Below are 21,171 nucleotides of genomic sequence, written 5' to 3'. Positions count from 1 at the left end.
AGTGAACCTCAGTTGCCGTAGGCGAGGAGTCGCGCGTAACGGGCTTCGAGCATTTCATCAGTATCCAGGGCCTTGAGCTTATCCAGCTCCGCAGCGACGTGCTCTCGAATACGCTCTGCCATAAGCGCAGCGTCTCTGTGAGCTCCACCCAAAGGCTCATCGATGCTAGCGTCCACGATGCCGAGTTCTTTAAGCTTCTCGGACGTCACGCCCATTGCCGCAGCAGCGTCTGAGGCGAATTCCGAAGATTTCCAGATGATATTCGCACAGCCCTCGGGAGAGATCACAAAGTAAGTGGCGTACTGCAACATGGCCAGATGATCGGCCACACCAATACCCAGCGCTCCACCAGAGCTTCCTTCACCGATAACTACTGACACGATAGGCGTCTTCAGCCGTGACATCACCGCGAGGTTGGTGGCGATCGACTCGGATATGCCGCGCTCCTCAGAGTCGATGCCGGGATAGGCCCCCGGCGTATCGATTAGCGTGATTACCGGCAAACTAAAACGCTCGGCGGTTTCCATAAGTCGCAAAGCTTTACGGTAGCCTTCGGGCTTGGGCATCCCAAAATTACGGTAAACCTTATCTTTTACCGAGCGCCCTTTCTCTTGACCGATCACCATGACCGACTCGCCGTTAAGACGCGCAACGCCTCCGACGATCGCTTTGTCATCACCAAAGTGGCGATCTCCATGGAGCTCATCGAAGTCGTCGAATATTAGCGGCAGGTAATCAAGGGTGTAGGGGCGTAACGGATGTCGAGCAACGCGCACCACGTCCCAAGGACTCAGATTGGAAAAAATCTTTTCCGTGAGCTTTACGCTTTTTGCCTTCAGCTCTCCCAACTCGCTGGAGAGGTTGAGCTCAGCGCCGGAACCCACATGGCGCAACTCCTCTATCTTGACCTCAAGCTCGGCAATCGGCTGTTCAAAATCGAGATAATTGGGGTTCATGGGCGACACAACATCTATGGGTTAAGCCGCGATTCTACCGAAAAGCAAGCCGCGCCTCCATCAACTTAAATCAGCGATCAACTGACAAGGGTAATCATCACGCCCGCTGCTACAGCAGACCCGATAACACCGGCCACATTCGGCCCCATGGCGTGCATCAACAAGAAATTATGGGGATCCTCTTCAAGCCCCATCTTGTTACTGACTCGCGCCGCCATGGGCACGGCGGAGACACCAGCAGAGCCTATTAAGGGATTGATGGCCGTACCGCCCCAACGATTCATGAGCTTTGCGAGCAAGACACCCGATGCTGTCCCTACGCTAAACGCGACAATCCCCAAGCCAAGGATTCCCAGTGTGTTTACATCTAAAAACTTATCCGCGACGAGCTTTGAGCCCACGGCGAGGCCCAGAAATATGGTTGTAATGTTAATCAGGGCGTTTTGAGCCGCCGCGCTTAAACGCTCCACCACTCCGCATTCTCGCATCAGGTTACCGAAGCACAGCATTCCCAAAAGCGGCGCTGCATCAGGCAACAGCAAGGCCACCAGAATCAGCAGCATTAAAGGGAACGTGATTTTTTCTCGCCGGCTCACCTCGCGTAACTGCACCATCACAATCTGTCGCTCTTCCTTGCTTGTAAGAGCGCGCATGATCGGCGGCTGAATGAGAGGCACCAGAGCCATATAGGAATAAGCCGCGACGGCGATGGCACCGAGCAAGTCTGGTGCAAGAATACTGGAAACGTAAATTGCTGTAGGACCGTCGGCCCCGCCAATGATCCCAATGGCAGCTGACTGCGCCAGGCTGAAGTCCGTCACGCCCAACGATGTCAGACCCACTGCACCGAGCACCGTTGCGAAAATACCGAACTGAGCAGCGGCACCGAGCAGAAGCGTTCGAGGGTTAGCTAAAAGTGGACCAAAATCTGTCATTGCACCCACCCCCATAAAAATAACTAGCGGGGCAACTCCACTGCCAATAGCCACATTGTAAAAACTGTAAAGCATGCCATCGCTCAGGCCCGCATCCCGCGCTAGCTGCAGCGCTTCAAGCTGCAATGCCTGAGGAGCTTTCTCCAGCGCAGCGGCGATACTCGCGGGATCCGCAGCACTAGCAATCAGCGTCGCCAAGGCCGCAAGCAATTCAAGATCACCTCCGTGGAGCGCTTTATCGACCGCGGAGTATGCGAGACCCGCGCCGGGGATGTTCGCCAGCAGCCCCCCAAATCCAATCGGAACCAACAGCAGAGGCTCAAAGCGTCGATGAATTGCTAGATAAAGCAACAAAAGCGCGATACCCAGCATTACGGCCGAGCCAAGATCCATCTGGGCAAGGCCTGAAGCGCCCCACAGCTGGGCCAAACGTTCCATTAGTGGGTGTCCATCTCCAGGAGAGCATCGCCGACCGCCACCGCGTCACCCGCCGCCACCAGAAGCGAGGTCACCGTACCGTCTTTGGGCGCGCGAACTTCTGTTTCCATCTTCATGGCTTCCAGCATCACAACAACATCGCCTGCTTTGACAGCATCGCCGACCGCCACCGCCAAACTCACAATATTCCCCGCCAAAGGCGCATTGACCGCTTCGGCATTCTCGGCCGCTGTCGACGTTGGCGCAGGCACGCTCGCCGGTGCCACAGCTTGAATATCCCCCAGATCACCACCATCCGACACTTCCACGACATAGCGCTGTCCGTTAACAGACACGGTGTAAACGCCAGTCTCGCCGTCACTGGTCGCTGGTACAGAAGTTGCCGCCTTCACTGGCAACTCCTCGGACGCTTCGGTACCCGGCGCCGGCTCGAAGGCGGAGGCATCACCGCGCTTATCAAGAAACCGCAGTCCCACCTGAGGGAACAATGCGTAGGTGAGTGCGTCGTCAACCTCCCCTTCTCCAGGCGCGAGGCGAATACTCTTCTCGGCCGCCACGCTGCGCAGCTCGGACTGCAATACATCCATTTCGGGTTCCAACAAATCTGCGGGGCGACAGGTAATAACTTCACCTCCTTCCAACACTCTTTGCTGAAGCTCTTCATTAACCGGCGCTGGCGTCACGCCATACTCCCCCTTCAACACGCCCGCCGTTTCACGAGAGATGGACTTGTAACGCTCCCCAGTGAGCACGTTAAGTACCGCTTGAGAGCCCACGATCTGTGACGTCGGTGTAACCAGTGGAATAAAACCCAGGTCCTCTCGAACCGCGGGAATCTCTTCCAGCACTTCACCCAGACGATCTCCAGCATTCTGCTCCCGAAGCTGATTCTCCATGTTGGTCAACATCCCGCCGGGGACCTGCGCCACCAAGATGCGCGAATCCACCCCCCTCAGCGAGCCCTCAAACTTTGCATACTTCTTTCTCACATCGCGGAAGTAACTCGCAATGCGCTCCAGAGCCACAAGATCCAAATCCGTGTCCCGGTCGGTGCCCTCCAGGATCGCCACCAACGCCTCCGTCGGCGAGTGGCCATAGGTCATGCTCATACTCGACACCGCGGTATCGATATTATCGATACCCGCTTCGATACACTTCAGGTTGGTTGCGGTGGACAGGCCCGTAGTGGCATGGCACTGCATGTGTATAGGAATGGAGCACGCCGCTTTTAAGCGGGTTACTAACTCAAACCCCACATAGGGACGTAAGAGCCCCGCCATATCCTTAATGGCAATGGAGTCGGCCCCCATATCTTCGATGCGTCGCCCCTGATCGACCCAGCCCTTAATGTCATGAACAGGACTTAGGGTGTAGGCGATGGTTCCCTGAGCATGTTTACCCTGGTTCTTCACGGCCTTCAGCGCCACTTCGATATTGCGCATGTCGTTCATCGCATCAAAGACCCGAAAAACGTCCACGCCATTGATGGCGGCGCGCTCCACAAATTTCTCGACCACGTCGTCGGCGTAGTGGCGATATCCGAGCAGGTTCTGGCCTCGCAGCAGCATCTGCTGAGGAGTATTTGGCATGGCTTTTTTCAGCTCGCGGATACGATCCCAGGGATCCTCACCCAGATAGCGAATACACGCATCGAAGGTCGCGCCACCCCAGGACTCCATAGACCAGAAACCCACCGCATCAAGTTCCCCAGCGATAGGCAACATGTCATCGATGCGCATGCGTGTGGCGAACAACGATTGATGCGCGTCACGCAAAACCAGTTCCGTAATGCCTAACTTTCCAGGACGATCAGACATGGGGTTTCCTTTGATCAATAGCAGATGCGGGAGATGCCGATTTCCGACGACGATGCTGATGCACAGCAGCGCTGATCGCGGCAAGAACTTCAGGTGTCGGTGCGAGTGCTGCGTTGGCAGAACCTACAGAACGTTGGGGAACGACTATCGGAGCTTCTGGAAAGAAGCGCTGTATCACTGTCGACATCAACCGCGTGGCAAAAACCAACACGGTCAGGAAAACCACCACCGTGCCCATACCATAGACAAGTAGTTCAAGACCCTGCGACAGCAGATTGGCGCCCATGCTAATCCCCCTAGATTCCGCCATCATAAACGAGGGGCGGCCCTCGGGTCACGAAAGCTGTGTGCAGTAGCAAGTCTGCGTATACTTCATGCCTGTGAATTCTGTACCAAATCCTCGTATCCTACTGGCGCCCATGGAGGGCGTCATCGACCACACTATGCGTGACCTTCTCACGCAGCTCGGTGGCATTGACCGCTGCGTGACCGAATTCCTACGAATCAGCCAGGAACTGCTGCCGCCGCGAGTGTTTCACCGAATATGCCCTGAACTTGCTCAAGGGGGACACACGCCCTCCGGAGTGCCTGTATATCTACAAATCCTCGGGGGCGATCCAAACCTGGTTGCAGAGAATGCTGCTCGCGCCGCTGAGCTCGGTGCCGTGGGCGTAGATCTGAACTTCGGCTGTCCCGCCAAAACTGTAAACCGCTCCGATGGCGGATCCATCATCCTTCGTCAACCAGAGCGCGTGCATTCGATTGTAGCGGCGACGCGACGAGCGATGCCCGATTCCGTTCCCCTCAGCGTGAAGATTCGACTGGGCTTCGACAATAGCGACAGTTTTTTGGACATCGTTTCGGGTATCGATGCTGCAAAACCCAGTGAGCTTGTTATTCACGCACGGACCCGCGCAGATGGATATCGTCCTCCGGCGTATTGGGAGCACATCGCCCTAGCTCGCTCCGTGACGCAACTTCCATTGATAGCCAATGGTGAAATCTGGGGCGTGGGCGACGCTCAGCTCGCTCGAGAAAAGAGCAGCACCCCAGACTTGATGCTGGGTCGCGGCGTACTTTGCAGGCCCGATCTTCCCCGATTAATTCGCGCAGCCGATGAGGGCACAGAACAGCCCGTGCTCAGTTGGGATGAGATACGCGGGTACTTAATCAAGTACCTTGCGATCACTATGGAGACCTACGACCCGCGCTACGCGGTAAACCCCATCAAACAGTGGCTGGGCTATCTGAGACACTACTACCCTCAGGCCGCAGCGATGTTTGCAGTCATCAAGCGTATTCTTGATCCGGAGCAATTACGCCTTGCTATTGCCGGCGATGACGATCCGACACGCTTGGCGGCCTAGCTAAGATAACAAGGAGAACTGAATGTCCACAGCAACAGCAGATGCCCCGGTAGTTTTGGATGACCGCGGTTTTTTTGGTCACCCGCGGGGTCTGATGATTTGCTTTGCCACAGAAATGTGGGAGCGATTCTCGTTTTACGGCATGAAGTATCTATTGCTGCTGTATCTCACGAAGTATCACCTGTTTACAGATGCCGAGGGATTGGAAGTCCTCGGCGGCTATGCCGCATTGGTTTACGCCATGCCTGTGATCGGGGGGCTTTTGGCTGATCGATACCTGGGCATGCGCAAGTCAGTAATTCTGGGTGGCCTGCTGCTTGTTGCAGGGCATCTTGGCATGGCCATAGAAGGCGAGCAGGCACGCTTGGTGGGTGATAGCATCCAGCGTGACACTCAGGCACTGCAGGTTTTCTACGCCTCCCTGGCCCTCATCGTTATCGGGGTAGGATTTCTGAAGCCAAACATCTCGACCATCGTAGGACAGCTCTACAGCAAGGACGACCCTAGACGTGATTCGGGCTTCACGATTTTCTATATGGGGATCAACCTAGGCTCCTTCACCGCAACGCTTCTCTGCGGCTATCTCGGTGAGACCTATGGCTGGGGATACGGCTTTGGGGCAGCGGGCATCGGCATGCTGCTCGGTTTGGCCACGTTCATTTACGGACAACGCTATCTAGCAGGGCTCGCGGAGCCGCCGGAGGATGCCAAGCTCGAACAGCGCACGGCCATTGGACTCTCTCGCGAGCACAGCATCTATTTAGGCGCTCTAGTGGGAGTTGTAGTCGTCTGGCAGATGCTACAGTTTCATGCAGCTGTGGGACTGCTCCTTAATTCCCTATCGCTGATTGTTCTGGGTGGATTGAGCTGGTTCATCGTCGCGCGCTGCGATGCCATTGAACGCAGCCGAATGATCGTGCTCATTGTCCTAACCATGTCCACCGTCGTGTTCTGGGCGCTGTTTGAACAAAGCGCCGCATCCATGACTCTTTTCGCGGATCGCGTGATGGATCGAGAGGTCTTTGGCATGACTCTTACCGCGTCTCAGTACGGCGCACTAAACTCAATGTTCATCTTTATGTTTGCGCCTTTCTTTGCCTGGCTGTGGACGGCCCTCGGACGCCGCGGATTAGAGCCATCTACGCCCGTAAAATTTGCTCTTGGCATCGCCCAGGCCGGCCTTGGTTTTGGCGCTCTGGTGATCGGTGCGGCAAACCCCGATCAGGCCGGCCTCGTTTCAGGATACTGGATGGTGCTCGCTTACCTACTGCATACCTGTGGAGAGCTTTGCCTGTCACCCGTCGGCCTTTCTGCCGTCACCAAACTTGCCGTACCCAGTGTCGTAGGCGTAATGATGGGGTCGTGGTTCCTGGCCACCGCCTACTCTGAATTTGTCGCAGCACAGCTGGCGAAGTTAGCGGCTCTGGAAACCAGCGGTGGCACCATCACTGATACGGCAGCCGCATTGGCAAGTTACGGAGAGTTGTTTAACAGCCTCTTTTGGCTCGGTGTGGGCGTAGGTCTGTTGATGCTATTGCTGTCACCACTGCTGCGTCGCATGATGCACGGTGTTCATTAAAGGTAGGTAATCGATATGTCTGAGCGCAGCTATGACATAGTTCTTTTTGGAGCGACCGGATTCACCGGTCAATTGGTGGCCGAGTACCTCTTGGAGCACTATGGCAGCGACGGAGACATTCGCTGGGCTCTAGCGGGCCGAAACCTCGATAAGTTAACTGCCGTGCGGCAGGCCCTGCAGGGCGTAAAACCCGCAACCCCCCTAGCACTTATCACCGTCGATAGCAGTGATCTGGAAGGCGTAAAAGCCCTAGCTTCCAGTACCTCTGTGGTCTGCAGCACCGTAGGCCCCTATGCGCGACACGGCAGCGAGTTAGTAGCCGCCTGCGTCGAGGCGGGAACTGACTACTGCGATCTCACGGGTGAGGTGCACTGGATCGCGCGAATGATTGAGCTCCACCAGAATGCCGCCGAAACAAGCGGTGCGCGCATTGTGCACAGCTGCGGCTTCGACTCTATTCCCTCGGACTTGGGCAACTGGTTTGTTCAGCAAGCAATGTATGAACAGCACGGCGTTGCTGCTGCCCGAGTCCGCGGACGCGTGGGTAAAACTCGCGGAGCGGCCAGTGGCGGAACAGTTGCGAGCTTACTGGGCGTCCTTGAGGACGCAGGTCGTGACCCAGCGCTTCGCAGCCTGCTCAAGAACAAGTATTGCCTGTACCCCCAAGGAGAAAGTGCAGGACCCGATGTACAGGACCAAAGTCTGCCCGTTTTCGATCCATGCTTTGAACAATGGACTACTCCCTTTGTCATGGCTTTGATTAACGAGCGAGTGGTTAGACGAAGCAATGCATTGCTGGGTTTTCCTTGGGGTAGAGACTTTGACTACGACGAGAGTCAGCTATGCACGAGTCGTGCTCAGGCATTGGCCATCAGTCTTGGGATGGGCGCCGCAATGTTGACAGCAAGCAACTCCATCGGCCGAAACACTCTGGCGAGGCTCGCACCAAAGCCCGGAGAGGGACCCGGTCGAGACGCCCGGGAACGAGGATTTTTCGAGCTTTACTTCCACGCAGAGCACCCCACAGACGTCACCAAATCCTTGCGGGCCCGGGTCAGCGGAGATCGTGATCCCGGCTATGGCGCGACCTCAAGGATGCTTGGGGAGGCGGCCGTATGCCTCGCCAAAGACCCGGCAACCGTCGATGGCGGAATATGGACGCCGGCATCGGCATTAGCGCCGGCTCTCTTGCCGCGCCTGGAACAAAGTGCTGGGCTGGACTTCAGCCTAATTCCCACAAGCTAGTCTGATTCGGCGGAGCGGGAACGCAGCTTTGACGGATTCCGAGCAGCCACGCTTTAATCTTATTTTCTCTGGGCAGCTACTGCCCGGCACCGACACGGAACGCGCCAAGAGAACCCTCGCGGCGTTTTTTGGCTTACGGGACGTAAGCGGTGTTTCTGTGTTTTTCAGTGGCAAACCTGTGCCATTGCGACGCAACATCACCAAAAGTGACGCTCAACGACTCTATCAGCAACTTCGTGGTGTTGGCCTGATTTGTGAAATTTCTTCTGTTGAGTCCGATGTAAAGCCAGAGGAAGCATCTACCACTGCGGAATCCAGCGCGAAGCCGAGACAAAAGTTAAAACAAAAGCCAGAACAGAAGCTGAAGCTCAGCGCGAAGCCGCGACAAAACGTTAAACCCAAAATAAAGCCTGCGCCTGCGCCCGCGCCCGCGCCCGCGCCCGCGCCCGCGCCCGCGCCCGCGCCCAGAAGTGAACCGAAACCTGATTCCGGTAGCAAGCCAGCCGCACAGCAGCCTTCTGGAAAAGCCCCAAATCTTTTCGCACTACGGCCAGCATTTCCGCTGCAAAACCGCGCACAACGTCTTGAAGCCATTCAGATACGCGGCTTTATCGCCGCTGGTATTGGACTTGCGCTTTGCGCTGTTGTGCTTGCGGTCGTCGTGCGTTTTCCGGCGGCCCCCGCGGGACAAGAACCTCTCGGTGCTCTGGCGGGGATCTCACTACCGAGCAATGAGTTGGTGCTTCTGGTAGAAGGCGCGCTTTTGCTACACGAACGATCAGGACTCCCCGCAGGTCGTATCAGCGCAGCGGAGCTTGGTTTTAAACGGATCGCACCTCCGCTCTGGGCGACGCAAAGTGGAGACCTTCTCCTAAACGCCCTATCAGAGGAGGGTCAGCTACGACTCCAGCGCTGCGATCTAACCGAGCTAAGCTGCTACCCCTTTAGCCCCGAGGTATTGGCAAGCCCCGTTACTGCCATCGCCAGCTCTTTGCTGGGCGATAACTTCTTTTTCCTCGGCGCAGATGGACAGCTATGGAAAAGCAACAGCGCAGGAGAAATTGAATCTGAAGCGACCGTTCAGCCTCCCTGGGGGCAACCACGACTGCTTTCCAGTGGCGGACTGCTTTTGGCCCCGGCCGCAGATGGCCCCATGTTGGGAGTCTATCGTCCTGACGCACAAAACTTCGGTCAGCAGCTTGATGCTCTCCTGATCATGCCAGAGGAAGCGGTCGATCGAGGGCAAGACAGACTGCATGACGTGGCTATTGGGGAAGAAGAGTATTGGGCATTAATGGCGGGTGAAGAAGCGCCCCCTAGCTTGTTTCAATTTGATAAACAGTGGGGAAGTTCTCGGCCTATCGCCTTACCCGAACCTCTCTTTGAGCCCTTTCTTATCCGCTGGCGGGACAAGGTATTGGTCGCCGACACTCAGCGAGCACAGATGCAACGGGTCGCGAAAGACGGCAGCCTTGAAGTCGACTTCGAATCCACATTACTGACTGAAGAGAGAGACACCTGGATAAAACTGTCTCAGCAACGAAGCCTGATGAGGCAGCTTGGAATAGGCTTACCGATGATGCTAATCGTATTTTGCGCGTCTTTAGCGCTGCTGTATTACTTTAGCTATCGATCGCTGCAAAAATCTCCTCAACAGAGGAGCGCCCTTCTCGACCCCATGCCCGGGGGGATCCATTGGCTTCCCCGTTCGGTAAAAGCCGATGCCGCCATGAAACGAACGATTCTCATACTTGGTGCCCTGGTGTTTTTCCTGATCGTACTCTTGGGTACGCTCGGGGGGTGGCTGTGGCTCCTCGCTGGCCTTCCGGCGGCAGCGGGGTTGTTGTATGCCTCGAGCAAGCTGCGCGAAGGTTCTGGTGGGCACCTGGGATTATTGGACAAGCACTTCATCGCCGTGGATTACGACGGTAGGTACTTCTATGGTGAGCGAACGGCTATGCGTGGAAATGCTGCGGTGCTCGTTTCTCCGGAAGTGGTTTTACCGATCGCAATACCGGGACTAGCTAACCTGGAGTCGGGAAGTCTCGATAGCGAACGCTACAGCGCTAAGCTTAAGAGCACGCTCTCCGAGATACTAGGTGCACTATGGCTGTCCCAACACCCCTGGATAAAGGGGGTACTGGTAATGATCGGTGGGCTGCTCATGAGTATGGGGCTGCTACTGATAATCGGATAAGGATCTTTAGCAGCTATACTGCAACACACTTCATTCTGCGGCAGCGAAAGACAGAGCTATGCGCACTATACAGAGAACGCCAGCGTGACAGAGAACGCCGGAGTGACCCCGGCGCAGTCATCTCCCAAGGTCGCACTCTTTATCACCTGCCTTGCTGACCTGATGCGCCCATCGGTGGCGCAGGCTAGTTTAGAGCTGTTACGAATCGCCGGTTGCGATGTCACGGTCCCTTCAGGGCAAACTTGCTGCGGGCAACCTTCTTACAACAACGGGGATTCTCCGGGAGCAACACGTACGGCTCAACAAGTGATCGAACGCTTTGAGGGCTTTGATTACGTAATACTTCCCTCCGGCTCCTGCGCGGGCATGCTGATCAAGCATTACCCGAAATTGCTCGAAGGCCCGTGGAAAGAGCGTGCCCAGCAGTTCGCCACTCGGGTCTTCGAGCTCACCACGTTTTTATTTGAAGTCTGCAACTACCAGCCGGCGCCGCGGACACCAACGAGCAGTATTACTTACCACGACAGTTGCGCTGGTTTGCGGGAGTTGCACATCAGAGATCAGCCACGATCACTGCTGGCTCGTGCCAATGTCACCGTCAAGGAACTTGCGCAGCCTGATGTTTGCTGCGGCTTCGGGGGCACTTTTTGCGCAAAGATGCCCGCCATCTCAGGCGATATGGCTGACCGCAAAATCGAGGGTCTTGAGAACAGTGGATCAACGACGCTGGTTGCCGGAGACCTTGGCTGCCTCCTGGCATTGGAAGGACGAGCACGGAGAACCGGTAAGGAGCTGCAGTTCAAGCACATCGCGGAAGTGCTTATGGATGATGATCGCGCCGCATCCACAGTCAAAGCTGCTGATAGCTAATGGAGCAGCGCAGTCGTGAATTTCTGAAACTCGCCGACGAGGCGATTGCCAGCCCCGAGCGCGCAAAGAATCGCAAAGTGCTGGGCGCCCTCATGCCGCAACAGCGCAGCGAAGCGATTAGCGACTTCGGGGACAACAACTTTGCGGAACTCCGTAGAGATGTAAAGGCGATTCGAGAGCATGCACTGGGAAATCTGGGGCATTATCTGGAAGCCTTCACCCACAATGCCCGTGAAAACGGCAGCACAGTGAACTTTGCCCGGAATGGTGAAGAGCTCAATGAGATAGTTCTGGACATATGCGCGCGGAGCGAAGCTCGACGGGTTGCCAAGGGCAAGTCCATGATCACCGAGGAGACTGGACTCAACGCCGCTTTGGAGAGCGCCGGGCTTTCCGTAAGAGAAACCGATCTTGGCGAGTACATTATTCAGGAAGCCGGAGAGACGCCGAGCCACATCGTCGGTCCGGCGCTCCACAAGCCGCAAGCTGAAATCCGAGAGCTATTCCTCGAACGTCACCATCTCGGGGAACGAGACCTTGGCAGTGCTGATGCGATGGTAGCGGAAGCGCGTCAGATCCTGCGGGAGGAATTCCTGGCTGCTGACGTGGGCATTGTGGGTAGCAACGCGCTCATCGCTGAAAATGGCTATTCCATGCTCGTCACCAACGAGGGGAATGGCGACCTCTGCGCTAATCTTCCCCCGGTACTCATCGTTTGCACGAGCGTAGATCGAGTATTGCCGAGATCCGAAGACGCCATGGCCATGCTTCGTTTGCTGGTGCGATCCACTACTGGCCAAGCTGTCAGTTGCTATACCAGTTTTTACGCGGGTCCCCGTCGCCCCGGAGACGTAGACGGCCCCCTGGAAACCCACTTTGTACTGCTGGACAACGAGCGCAGCGACATTCTAGCCAGCGACTATGCAGAGATGCTCCAGTGCATTCGCTGCGGGGCCTGCCTGAATCACTGCCCCGTGTATATGAGCGCGGGAGGCCATGCCTATGGCTGGGTTTATCCGGGCCCCATGGGGTCCGTGCTAACGCCACTGCTAACGTCACTGGAAGATAGCGCGCTTCTCTCTGACGCCTGCACAGCCTGCGGTCGCTGCGAGGAAGTCTGCCCCGCCTCCATCCCCATACCCGACCTGCTCCGCGATCTCCGCCAAGAGAAGTTCTCCGAGGGCATCACCGGGAAACGTTGGCGCGCAGGTATTCGGCTTCATGCCTGGCTGTCTTTGCACCCCCGTCTCTATCAGACCATCACGTCAGCGGCCGTGGGCATCATGCACAAAATCGGAGTGCGCAAGGGCTTTATCGGCAGACTACCGCTAATTGGAGGCTGGTTTGAGGCGAGAGACTTGCCCTCCCCCGCCCCCAAAACCTTTCAGCAAATGCATCGGGAAGCGTCGAAGAAATGAGCGCTAAGGTCGCGGAAAAAGAAGTGATGGCTCGCCTTCGGGCTGCCTCGCGACGAAGCTCGGCGGAACAGATAGCCAAGGAGCTGAGCGAGCTTAGAACACCCCGTTCTGCCCCGCAGCCAGAAGCGGATCTTGGGGACGCGTTGCGGTTTAACCTGCAGCGTAATGGCGCAACATCCAGAGAAGTGGAATCCCGCAGCGAAGCGGTTGAAGAAATCTCCAGAGTTATTGCTCAAAAGTATGGGCAGCGGCGAATTGTAACGGGGCATGATCCTCGCCTTGCGGCCTTACCATGGCGAGACGGCGGTCTTTTACCCAGGTTCGATACCGCTCAACCCGGGGATACGGTCTCGGTAAGCTATGCCTATCGTGGAGTCGCTGAAACAGGGTCTCTCGCACTGATGCTGGATCGCAACAATCCCGGCCTCAATAACCTGCTGGTCGAAGACCACATCATCCTCGTGGATCGCTCGGATGTCTGCGAACGCTTGGAAGATATCTGGACTGAGCCAAGGTTGAAGGATAGAGAGTCTCGCCCAAGGGGGGTGATGATGATCTCGGGCCCCTCGAGCACCGCCGATATTTCCATGCAACTGGTAGTGGGCGCTCACGGCCCTCGATCGTTACATGTCGTGATCGTCGGAAGCGCCGCTGCTAGCCGCGCTTAGCCGCTCTGAACTGGCCTTTTAACCGCTGTTGCTGATCAAACCGCTCTTAGAGCGGCTTGTACGAGAACTTCTGGCCGCCGATAGACGCTTCGTACATGAGTCCACCCCGGGCGATGGTGAAAATTGCCAGGCCCTTACGGTAGCCACTGTTCGACACATTAGCGTCATTTCTGCCACCGCTAGCGCTGGTAGCTGTGCCGCCTCCGGTGTTCGCCTCTGCAGAAACGCCCGCTGTAATCGCAACGGCTGTAGCCTGCGCACTGAATTCAAAATTTCCCGATGTGAAGCTCTTGAATGCGCGTTCGTCCTCCAGAAAGATCATTTGGCTGAAGGCCTGTGCGCCCATCTGCAGACCTACGGTCAGCTGGGTCATTGTGGTGTCGCCGACATACATCCCCTTGGCATACACGCGACCGGCACCATGAGACCCGCCAATCCCGAATCCCCCTTTGCCGATAGTGGGAAAAACCACATAGCCGTAGGCATTCTCAAAGAACGGCGCCGTTTGATCCGCAGCGCGAAAAGAAGCGAGTGCATCGTCATACTCACCGGAATAGGTAAACGGGCTAAAGAGCAAAGCAAAAACTGCCGCGAAGCCAACAAAACGTTTAAACATAATACGGAGAATCCTTAAGCAATCTGGAGCAAACCGTATTGCCTGCCCAGGTAGTTTGTTGTGGCGCAAGTTCACCAGTGACTCATTGTAGCGAGCACGTCGCAAACTCGACAGCTATATCCCCACTCGTTGTCATACCAGTTCAATACCCTCAGGTATCGACCGCCGGTTACTGCGGTAAAGCCACGATCATAAATTGAGGAGTGGCTATCGCCTATAACATCCGTAGACACAAGGGGGCGATCACTGTACTGCAATATGCCCTGTAAACGAGTTGACTCGGATGCGGCCTTCACAACCCGATCTACTTCTTCGACAGACACCGTGCGCGATAGTTTCACAAACAAATCCACCACCGACCCATCAGGCACGGGCACTCGCGAGGCAATACCATGGAGCCTTCCCTTTAAATCGGGCAGCACTACGCCGACAGCTTTAGCCGCACCGGTTGAGGTGGGAATAATGTTCTCGGCAGCAGCGCGACTGCGACGCCAGTCGGAATGGGGAACATCGGCCAAACGCTGATCATTGGTATACGCGTGCACGGTGTTAATCACGCCCTCAAGAATGCCAAATTCTTCGTGAAGAACCCGCGCCATGGGTGCGAGACAGTTGGTTGTGCAGCTGGCGTTGGAAACGATGCGATGCGAATCGTTGAGTCCCTCTTCGTTAACACCCAGGACCACTGTGTAGTCGATTTCATCCTTTGCGGGCACCGTCAAAACGACGCGGCCCGCGCCTGCATCAAGATGCATTTGCAGCTGCTCACGAGAACGGAAAACGCCCGTAGATTCAACAACGGCGTCGATACCGAGCTCGGCCCAAGGCAAGGCCGAGGGGTCGCGGCCGCTCAGCATCTGCACGCGGCCCTTCGGTGTCACCAGACAATCATCTTCCAAAGTGAGCTCGTGGGGAAATGGCCCCATCACCGTGTCGTACTTCAACAAATAGCGCAGTGCATCGTGGTCAAACAAGTCGTTGACGGCAACGACCCGAATATCGTCGCGCTCTTCGAGAATACGAAAAACAGAACGACCAATTCGACCAAAGCCATTAATAGCAACTCTCATGATGCGGCCTCCTTCTGCTGATCAAGGCTGGCATAGAGCCTGGCTACATCCAATAATCGCGCCGCATGCCCCCGGGTTTCGTACCATCCGAGCGTTTTAATGAAGTGCTCTCCGGCCTTTAAAGTGCCCTTGGCATCAAACAACAGAGAATATTCACTGCCCAGTACATCGGAGGACACTATGGGGTCCTCCACCACAGCGACACTGTGGGGATACTTTTTCGCGCCAGCTCGCATTACCTCATTAACATCCGCAGCCGTCACTGTGTCATCATCCAGGACAAGTGTCGTATCCAGCAGACAACCTTCTTGCACCGGCACATTGAGAGTTGATGTGTGCACCTTGCCTGCAAAGCTTGGCAGAATATGGCCTAGCCAACGACCCGCATCGTGGCCATTTGGGATAATGTTTTTCGGTGCTGAGCGGCTACGGCGATAATCACTACCCGCGTAGTCCTGCAGTGCTTGATCCGATGTGTAGGCATGCACCGTGGTCATGCTTCCGCACTCGACGACGAACTGCTCTGACAAAATGTGTAAAAGAAGGCACAGCGCCGTGGTCGTCGGTGACGCCGCGGAAATCATCCGATCCCGAACGTCTGCAGCGCCGCTGTTGATTTCGGGAATGATCACGCGGTCGATAGTGTCCTCGGGCAATGTGCGTATCAAAACCCGAGGAGCACCACCCGCGAGGTGAGATTGCATGTCCGCCTCGGAGCGGTAGATACCGGTGGCATCGATAACTATATCGACTTCAAAAACATCCCAGGGCATTTCCGCGGGTGTATCGATGGACATTAAACGACTGCGTTGACGGTCGGTGCAGAGAAAGTTGCCGTCTAGACGAAAAAGTTCTGGATTTTTGGCCTCAGATTGGAGCAGATAGTGCAGGATATCCGCCCTACCCACGTCGGCCACCGCAACAACCTCGATATCAGAGGACGCAGAGGCCAGTTCGTATATTTGCCTTCCGGTTTGGCCAAAGCCCATGATGCCCAAGCGTATGGGTCTTGTTCCGTTCATCGTACCGCTCCCTGTGATCTACACCCAAGGACCTTAACCTAAGGACCTTTGCCTGCGGGCCTTTGCCTCGGACCTTCTTGTTTGAGTGTTGCACCCACCCTAGCCACTGTCAAAGTAAGCGAAATTGAAGCAATCCGAGTGCTCGACACTGACGTAAAAAGAAGTACTAAGGAGAACGTCTATGAACCAAGCAGTCGCGACAGAAACCCTTGATTTTGTTGAAGATATAAGTTCCGAAGCTTTAAGCGTACGGCACGCGCTCATTGAGCGAGGGCTGGAAACGCCTCTCGTAGACAACGGCCTGACGAGCCAGCAGAAATATGAACGGATTCGCGACAGCTTTAAAGAGATCACGGAAACTCTTGGGCTGGATCTGACTGACGACAGTCTTCAAGAGACTCCTCACCGAATCGCCAAGATGTACGTTGACGAGATATTCAGTGGACTCGACTACGCGCAGTTCCCAAAAATCTCCGTTATCGAGAATAAGATGCAAGTGGAGGAAATGGTGCTGGTCGACGACATCGATCTGGTGAGCACCTGTGAACACCACTTTGTCACCATAGACGGGACTGCGCGCGTGGCCTACATCCCGGGCAATAAGATTATCGGCCTATCGAAGATCAATCGCATTGTGAGGTTTTTCGCTCAGCGCCCTCAGGTTCAAGAGCGACTTACTCAGCAAGTGCTTGTCGCGCTACAAACCCTGTTAGAAACAGAAGACGTTGCCATTACGATCAACGCCGTACACTACTGCGTAAAATCTCGAGGCGTGATGGATAGTAATTCTTCAACCCGCACCACTGCTCTGGGTGGTGCGTTTAAAAACGATAGTGCGACTCGTGGTGAGTTCCTGCGCTGAGAGTTCTTTAGGCGCGCGTTCCTGTTTGGGAACGCTTTGCCAGCCAGCTATCCAGCGCATTCGCAAAACGCTGTTTGTCTGCATTATCCAGGGGCGCGGGTCCGCCCGTTTGTACTCCGCTATCTCGTAGCTCAGTCATAAAGTCCCTGATCGCCAATCGCGCCCGGGCATTTTCCGCCGTGTAGCGCTCTCCTCGTGGGCTAATTGCCAGAGCACCTCGCTCGACAACTTCGGCCGCAAGAGGAACATCTTGAGTAACCACGAGATCGCAAGGCTCAAGGCGCTTGAGAATCTCACTGTCCGCCACATCAAAACCCGAAGGGACCTGAACGAAGCTCAAATAGGGCGATGGCGGAACGGTCATGCTGTGATTCGCCAGTAGAGTCGTCATGCATTGCGAACGTGTCGCCGCACGGAAGAGAATGTCTTTGATGGGCACCGGGCAGGCATCGGCATCAACCCACACCTGCCCGGCTCTTTGGCCCATCACTTATTGCTCAACAACCTGAGAAGCTCTATCCAGAGCTAGGCCCAGTGAATCAGTAGCTCACCTTGCTCGGCCGCGCTACGAGCCAAAGCCTCGCCCTGCTCGCCAAAGCGCTCTTCAATCTTGTCCCGACGAATCTTAAGTGTTGGAGTGAGCACTTCATTCTCGATACTCCAGGGCTCGGTGCTGATAATGACCGCGCCAATACGAGCGTGTTTCTCAATTTCACTGTTGATCGTTGCGACGCTATCGCGAAGTGAGGCTTCTACCACCTCGGCATCTTCGCTCTGAGCCGCATCTGTAAGCACCGCGATCATCACGGTCTTCGAAAACCCCCTGCCGATCAGACACTGCTGTTCAATAAAAGGGTTATTCGCAAACATGCCCTCAATAGGAGGCGGCGCCACAAACTTTCCCTGAATCGTCTTGAAGTAATCCTTCACTCGGCCGGTGATGTAAATAAAACCGTCTTCATCAACCTTGGCCTTGTCACCCGTATGCAGCCAGCCATCGCGAATCAGTTCAGCTGTTTTATCGGGCTGCTTGTAGTAACCCGGGGTGCAACCCAAGGCGCGCACCGCGAGCTCCCCTTCTTCGGTGATTTTGTACTCCACTTCGCCGACCGGCTTACCGATGGAACCAATACGTCGTGTGTCATGGCCGCTCACGATAAGCCCCATGGCCTCTGTCTGCCCAAAGCCTTCCATAAGCTTCAGTCCAAGGGAATCCCACCAATGAATCAACGGTGGGGGTGTGGGAGCGGCAGCAGCCAGGCAGAACTCGACCTCACCCAAGCCCATGGTATCGAGCACGAGTTTCCCAATGCCCTCGGCGTCTTCTTTTAGGGCTCCCTCGAGCGCTTCCTGACCTCCAAACTTGCCGATAACCGCCTGCTGGAATTGCTCCCAAATACGTGGAGGCCCAAAAAACATATGGGGGCGAGTGCGCTGAAGATCGCGAAGTATATGCTCAAGAGATTCATTGAAGTTCACTTCTCCGCAACAAAACAGCGACGAGTACTCTACGATCTGACGCTCGGCAATGTGTGACAAAGGAAGATAAGAGAAGTACCGAGGCTGGTCTCGAAGACCGAAGGCATCGATGAAGCGCCTAATAGGAATAACGTTACTCTCGTGGGTCTGAATAACGCCTTTGGGTACTCCAGTAGTACCGGATGTGAACACAAGAGACATCATGTCGTCGCCGGCGCAGTCATAGCTGATGTCTTTGCCTTGGCCTTCTGCAAGGAGCTGATCCCAAGTCAGGTGATCACCCTCAATCTCGACCCCGGGCAAAGCTACGATAGTAGTGTCTTCTGGAAGAACGGGACGCACCGCCTCCCAATTAGGGCTTTCGCCTACGAAGATAACCTTAGCTTCCGTGAACTCAGCGATGTACTGCGCGGTACCTGCGGGCAGCGTCGTAAACATACTGACGGTCACGTTACCGGAGCGAACGGTGGCTAGATCTGCCATGAACCAATGCGGTCTATTGCGTGAAAGCACGATCATGCTTTGACCATGACCAAAGCGTGCTTCTAATGCGGCCGCAACTGCGTTGATCTGTGCCCGCGCCTCTGCCCAGGTGTAGTCCTCACTACCTTCTTCACGAAGATCACGCATCCAGATTTTGTCACCCCGGGTGTCGGCCCAGTGATCAAGGAATTGGGGCAAAGTTTGGAAATCCATTATGATTTTATCTCCACATTCAATAAGAGTGATTAAGTGATGCCATGATTGTACTAAACAATTACTCCAGCCATTCTAGGGTTCTAGCTCCAGCTCCCGAGGGGGTCCCCCGTTGCTCCACCGCATTACCCATGCCGGGGCTCATAAGATTATTGAGAACCTCCGGTAAGGGCAGTAGCTGGCCGCCGCCCCAGGCGTGCTGTGGCAAGGGCTCTAACAAATCATCCACATCTACAACAGATACAAAACTGAAAAAGGGCTGAATGGCAGCACCACCGCCCAAGCGATCATCACGATACACGCGCTTCGCCGCCGTAACGCGCCGCTGCTCATCAAAACTCATAATGAGAAAGTCGCCTTGAATTTTCGCACTACCCCAGTCGACGTTCAAAAAGTCAGCACCCGCCCAACCCAAACTCAAGCCTAGCGCCGACTCGCGAACTCTCCAGGCTTCCCAGGCCATAACAAGCTGATCGTTGCTGGTGGCAAATCGCAGGGGCGGGCCCAGGCGAGCAAGTACGGTTGCCATATTCTGACCTTGGGCCTGTTCCTCTATCCCTTCGGGCAAGGCCTCACCAAATTGGTAAAACCTTTGCGTGCAACCACCAAGGAACAGACTGGCGGTCAGCAAAGCAACGGCAAAACTAGTCTTCATTTGTAGGCACAACCCACCCTGAGTAATCAGCCAGAATATCGTCATCATCAAAGATAAATACAGCACGATCATAGCGGGCGGTGATGTCAAAACGGTTGTATACAACAAGTATCAAACCTTCACCTTCGGAGGACTCGTTGAGGTAGTACAGGACAGTCTCATCGCCGAGACTTACAAGCTGCGACGGCGGCCCCAACTCAGCCATTACCTGCCCCCGGGTCGTAGACCCTATCTGAAAGCTATCCAGCGTGGCTTGATCCCAATTCACTTCTACGCCACGCTCCGAGTCGTACTGGGCACAGGCAGTTAGAAAAACCGTCAGTAACAGGGTTACCAGGCTAGGTAAGTAAGAGGCGCGCGATGAGAACATTCTGGTCCATCCATTCTTAGGAAAAAGCTGTGGGATCATAGCCCAGAATAACCTAGCGTTAAACTCGGATATTTCACCAGGGAATCGGTTTACCTGCCCAGTCCAGATAAGAAATCTGCCCATTCGCATTATGCTCGTCCAAGACTCCACTCAAACGCTCCGCCACGAAGTCCGCAGTGAACAATTTCCCCTCGGGAACACCCCGCTGGAACGGCTCAGACAAGGCTGTATCAACCGTCCCCGGATGGAAGGCAATAAGCTTTACCCCCTTAGCTCGACGGGCCAATTCAATAGAAGCCGACTTTAAGCCCATATTAAGTGCAGCTTTGGCACTACGATAGCTGTACCAGCCGCCTAAGCCATTGTCGCCAATACTTCCAACGCGAGCGCTCAAAACCGCAACACGACAATCTGGGTTTTTACGAAGCCCGGGGGCAAGAGCCGAAAGCCACAACATCGGCAACACACAATTCACGCGATACACCTCCTCCATGGCGGCTCTGCGCAGCGCATCGAGAGATTTTTCTGGCCCATAGTCAGCACCGTGTAAAGTGCCCAGCGCAATCACAACCCGAGACAAGCGCGAGCTTTCCTCTACTACCTCACGACAGACTTCCTCTATGTCTTTTTCACTGTGGTCGGTCTGAAGAGATCGCGGCTGACCAGACTGAGAGTCCTTATTCGGCGCATGTCGACTGACTTCCCAGACCGCATCAAATCTAGGATCTTCGCACCAATACTTAGCGACGGCTCTGCCGATCCCGCCCCGTCCGCCTATCACCAAAGCCTGTTCCCTTGGGCTACGCTGTGTCATGTTGGAACCTCTGAAGTATCAGCAATTGTTTCGCTCATTTAAGTACGCAGTTTGCGGTGGGACAGATGTAAGATCAGCAGTTGAAGACTGGTTTGGG

Annotated in this window: 20 protein-coding genes; 8 read left to right on the top strand and 12 right to left on the bottom strand. The window is 55.4% G+C overall.

The window, feature by feature from the left end; genetic code table 11:
* Positions 1-8: 8 nt before the first annotated feature.
* The 4 genes from R0137_RS08955 to R0137_RS08940 form a co-directional block, all read right to left on the bottom strand.
* Positions 9-956 (bottom strand): acetyl-CoA carboxylase carboxyltransferase subunit alpha, encoded by a 948-nt coding sequence (locus R0137_RS08955; protein ID WP_407326080.1) that lies wholly within the window; start codon positions 954-956, stop codon positions 9-11.
* Positions 957-1,033: 77 nt separating this feature from the next.
* The gene (locus tag R0137_RS08950) at positions 1,034-2,329 is read right to left on the bottom strand and encodes a sodium ion-translocating decarboxylase subunit beta (protein WP_407326079.1); all 1,296 of its coding nucleotides are present in this window, start codon (positions 2,327-2,329) and stop codon (positions 1,034-1,036) included.
* Positions 2,329-4,146: a sodium-extruding oxaloacetate decarboxylase subunit alpha gene (gene oadA / locus R0137_RS08945; RefSeq protein WP_407326078.1), complete on the bottom strand. Its 1,818-nt coding sequence runs from the start codon at positions 4,144-4,146 to the stop codon at positions 2,329-2,331. The genes R0137_RS08950 and oadA overlap by 1 nt, the downstream gene beginning before the upstream one ends.
* Positions 4,139-4,432, bottom strand: coding sequence for an OadG family protein (locus R0137_RS08940; RefSeq protein ID WP_407326077.1), 294 nt, complete (start codon positions 4,430-4,432; stop codon positions 4,139-4,141). Before R0137_RS08940 ends, oadA begins: the two co-directional genes overlap by 8 nt.
* A gap of 88 nt (positions 4,433-4,520) precedes the next feature.
* Between R0137_RS08940 and R0137_RS08935 the strand changes: the two genes are divergently transcribed.
* From R0137_RS08935 to R0137_RS08905, 7 genes are all read left to right on the top strand, one after another.
* A complete protein-coding gene (locus R0137_RS08935) occupies positions 4,521-5,513 on the top strand; it encodes a tRNA dihydrouridine synthase (RefSeq protein ID WP_407326076.1) in 993 nt (330 codons plus the stop codon).
* A 94-nt stretch (positions 5,514-5,607) separates the two neighbouring features.
* Positions 5,608-7,092 (top strand): peptide MFS transporter, encoded by a 1,485-nt coding sequence (locus R0137_RS08930; RefSeq protein WP_407329998.1) that lies wholly within the window; start codon positions 5,608-5,610, stop codon positions 7,090-7,092.
* A gap of 15 nt (positions 7,093-7,107) precedes the next feature.
* Complete coding sequence (locus tag R0137_RS08925; RefSeq protein WP_407326075.1) at positions 7,108-8,337, top strand: saccharopine dehydrogenase family protein; 1,230 nt, start codon at positions 7,108-7,110, stop codon at positions 8,335-8,337.
* 28 nt (positions 8,338-8,365) lie between these two features.
* On the top strand, positions 8,366-10,534 hold the full coding sequence (locus R0137_RS08920) for a hypothetical protein (protein WP_407326074.1): 2,169 nt from the start codon (positions 8,366-8,368) through the stop codon (positions 10,532-10,534).
* Positions 10,535-10,618: 84 nt separating this feature from the next.
* Entirely contained in the window at positions 10,619-11,404 is a 786-nt protein-coding gene (locus R0137_RS08915; protein WP_407326073.1) for a (Fe-S)-binding protein, read from the top strand.
* Positions 11,404-12,822: a lactate utilization protein B gene (locus R0137_RS08910; protein WP_407326072.1), complete on the top strand. Its 1,419-nt coding sequence runs from the start codon at positions 11,404-11,406 to the stop codon at positions 12,820-12,822. The genes R0137_RS08915 and R0137_RS08910 overlap by 1 nt, the downstream gene beginning before the upstream one ends.
* The gene (locus R0137_RS08905) at positions 12,819-13,490 is read left to right on the top strand and encodes a lactate utilization protein C (protein ID WP_407326071.1); all 672 of its coding nucleotides are present in this window, start codon (positions 12,819-12,821) and stop codon (positions 13,488-13,490) included. Before R0137_RS08910 ends, R0137_RS08905 begins: the two co-directional genes overlap by 4 nt.
* A 46-nt stretch (positions 13,491-13,536) precedes the next feature.
* Here the strand turns inward: R0137_RS08905 and R0137_RS08900 are convergent, their stop codons facing one another.
* From R0137_RS08900 to R0137_RS08890, 3 genes are all read right to left on the bottom strand, one after another.
* Positions 13,537-14,106, bottom strand: a complete 570-nt coding sequence (locus tag R0137_RS08900; RefSeq protein WP_407326070.1) for a YSC84-related protein — start codon at positions 14,104-14,106, stop codon at positions 13,537-13,539.
* A 71-nt stretch (positions 14,107-14,177) separates the two neighbouring features.
* Complete coding sequence (gene gap, locus R0137_RS08895) at positions 14,178-15,176, bottom strand: type I glyceraldehyde-3-phosphate dehydrogenase (protein WP_407326069.1); 999 nt, start codon at positions 15,174-15,176, stop codon at positions 14,178-14,180.
* Positions 15,173-16,198 (bottom strand): glyceraldehyde 3-phosphate dehydrogenase NAD-binding domain-containing protein, encoded by a 1,026-nt coding sequence (locus tag R0137_RS08890; RefSeq protein WP_407326068.1) that lies wholly within the window; start codon positions 16,196-16,198, stop codon positions 15,173-15,175. The genes gap and R0137_RS08890 overlap by 4 nt, the downstream gene beginning before the upstream one ends.
* A 181-nt stretch (positions 16,199-16,379) precedes the next feature.
* Here R0137_RS08890 and folE point away from each other — a divergent pair, with 181 nt between their 5' ends.
* A complete protein-coding gene (gene folE / locus R0137_RS08885) occupies positions 16,380-17,060 on the top strand; it encodes a GTP cyclohydrolase I FolE (RefSeq protein ID WP_407326067.1) in 681 nt (226 codons plus the stop codon).
* 7 nt (positions 17,061-17,067) lie between these two features.
* Here folE and R0137_RS08880 read toward each other — a convergent pair whose 3' ends face one another.
* From R0137_RS08880 to R0137_RS08860, 5 genes are all read right to left on the bottom strand, one after another.
* A complete protein-coding gene (locus tag R0137_RS08880; protein WP_407329997.1) occupies positions 17,068-17,547 on the bottom strand; it encodes a YaiI/YqxD family protein in 480 nt (159 codons plus the stop codon).
* A 38-nt stretch (positions 17,548-17,585) separates the two neighbouring features.
* The gene (locus R0137_RS08875; RefSeq protein WP_407326066.1) at positions 17,586-19,235 is read right to left on the bottom strand and encodes an AMP-binding protein; all 1,650 of its coding nucleotides are present in this window, start codon (positions 19,233-19,235) and stop codon (positions 17,586-17,588) included.
* 61 nt (positions 19,236-19,296) lie between these two features.
* Positions 19,297-19,890 carry a hypothetical protein gene (locus R0137_RS08870; RefSeq protein ID WP_407326065.1) on the bottom strand — a complete coding sequence of 198 codons (594 nt, stop codon included), beginning with the start codon at positions 19,888-19,890 and terminating at the stop codon, positions 19,297-19,299.
* Positions 19,880-20,260 (bottom strand): hypothetical protein, encoded by a 381-nt coding sequence (locus R0137_RS08865; RefSeq protein WP_407326064.1) that lies wholly within the window; start codon positions 20,258-20,260, stop codon positions 19,880-19,882. The genes R0137_RS08870 and R0137_RS08865 overlap by 11 nt, the downstream gene beginning before the upstream one ends.
* A 73-nt stretch (positions 20,261-20,333) precedes the next feature.
* A complete protein-coding gene (locus R0137_RS08860) occupies positions 20,334-21,074 on the bottom strand; it encodes an SDR family NAD(P)-dependent oxidoreductase (RefSeq protein WP_407326063.1) in 741 nt (246 codons plus the stop codon).
* Positions 21,075-21,171 lie beyond the last annotated feature (97 nt).

Source organism: Congregibacter brevis (assembly GCF_045689245.1).
In the GTDB taxonomy this organism is placed as follows: domain Bacteria; phylum Pseudomonadota; class Gammaproteobacteria; order Pseudomonadales; family Halieaceae; genus Congregibacter; species Congregibacter brevis.
Note: the sequence above shows the minus strand (reverse complement) of the source record. Positions and strands in the feature narration are given on the sequence as shown.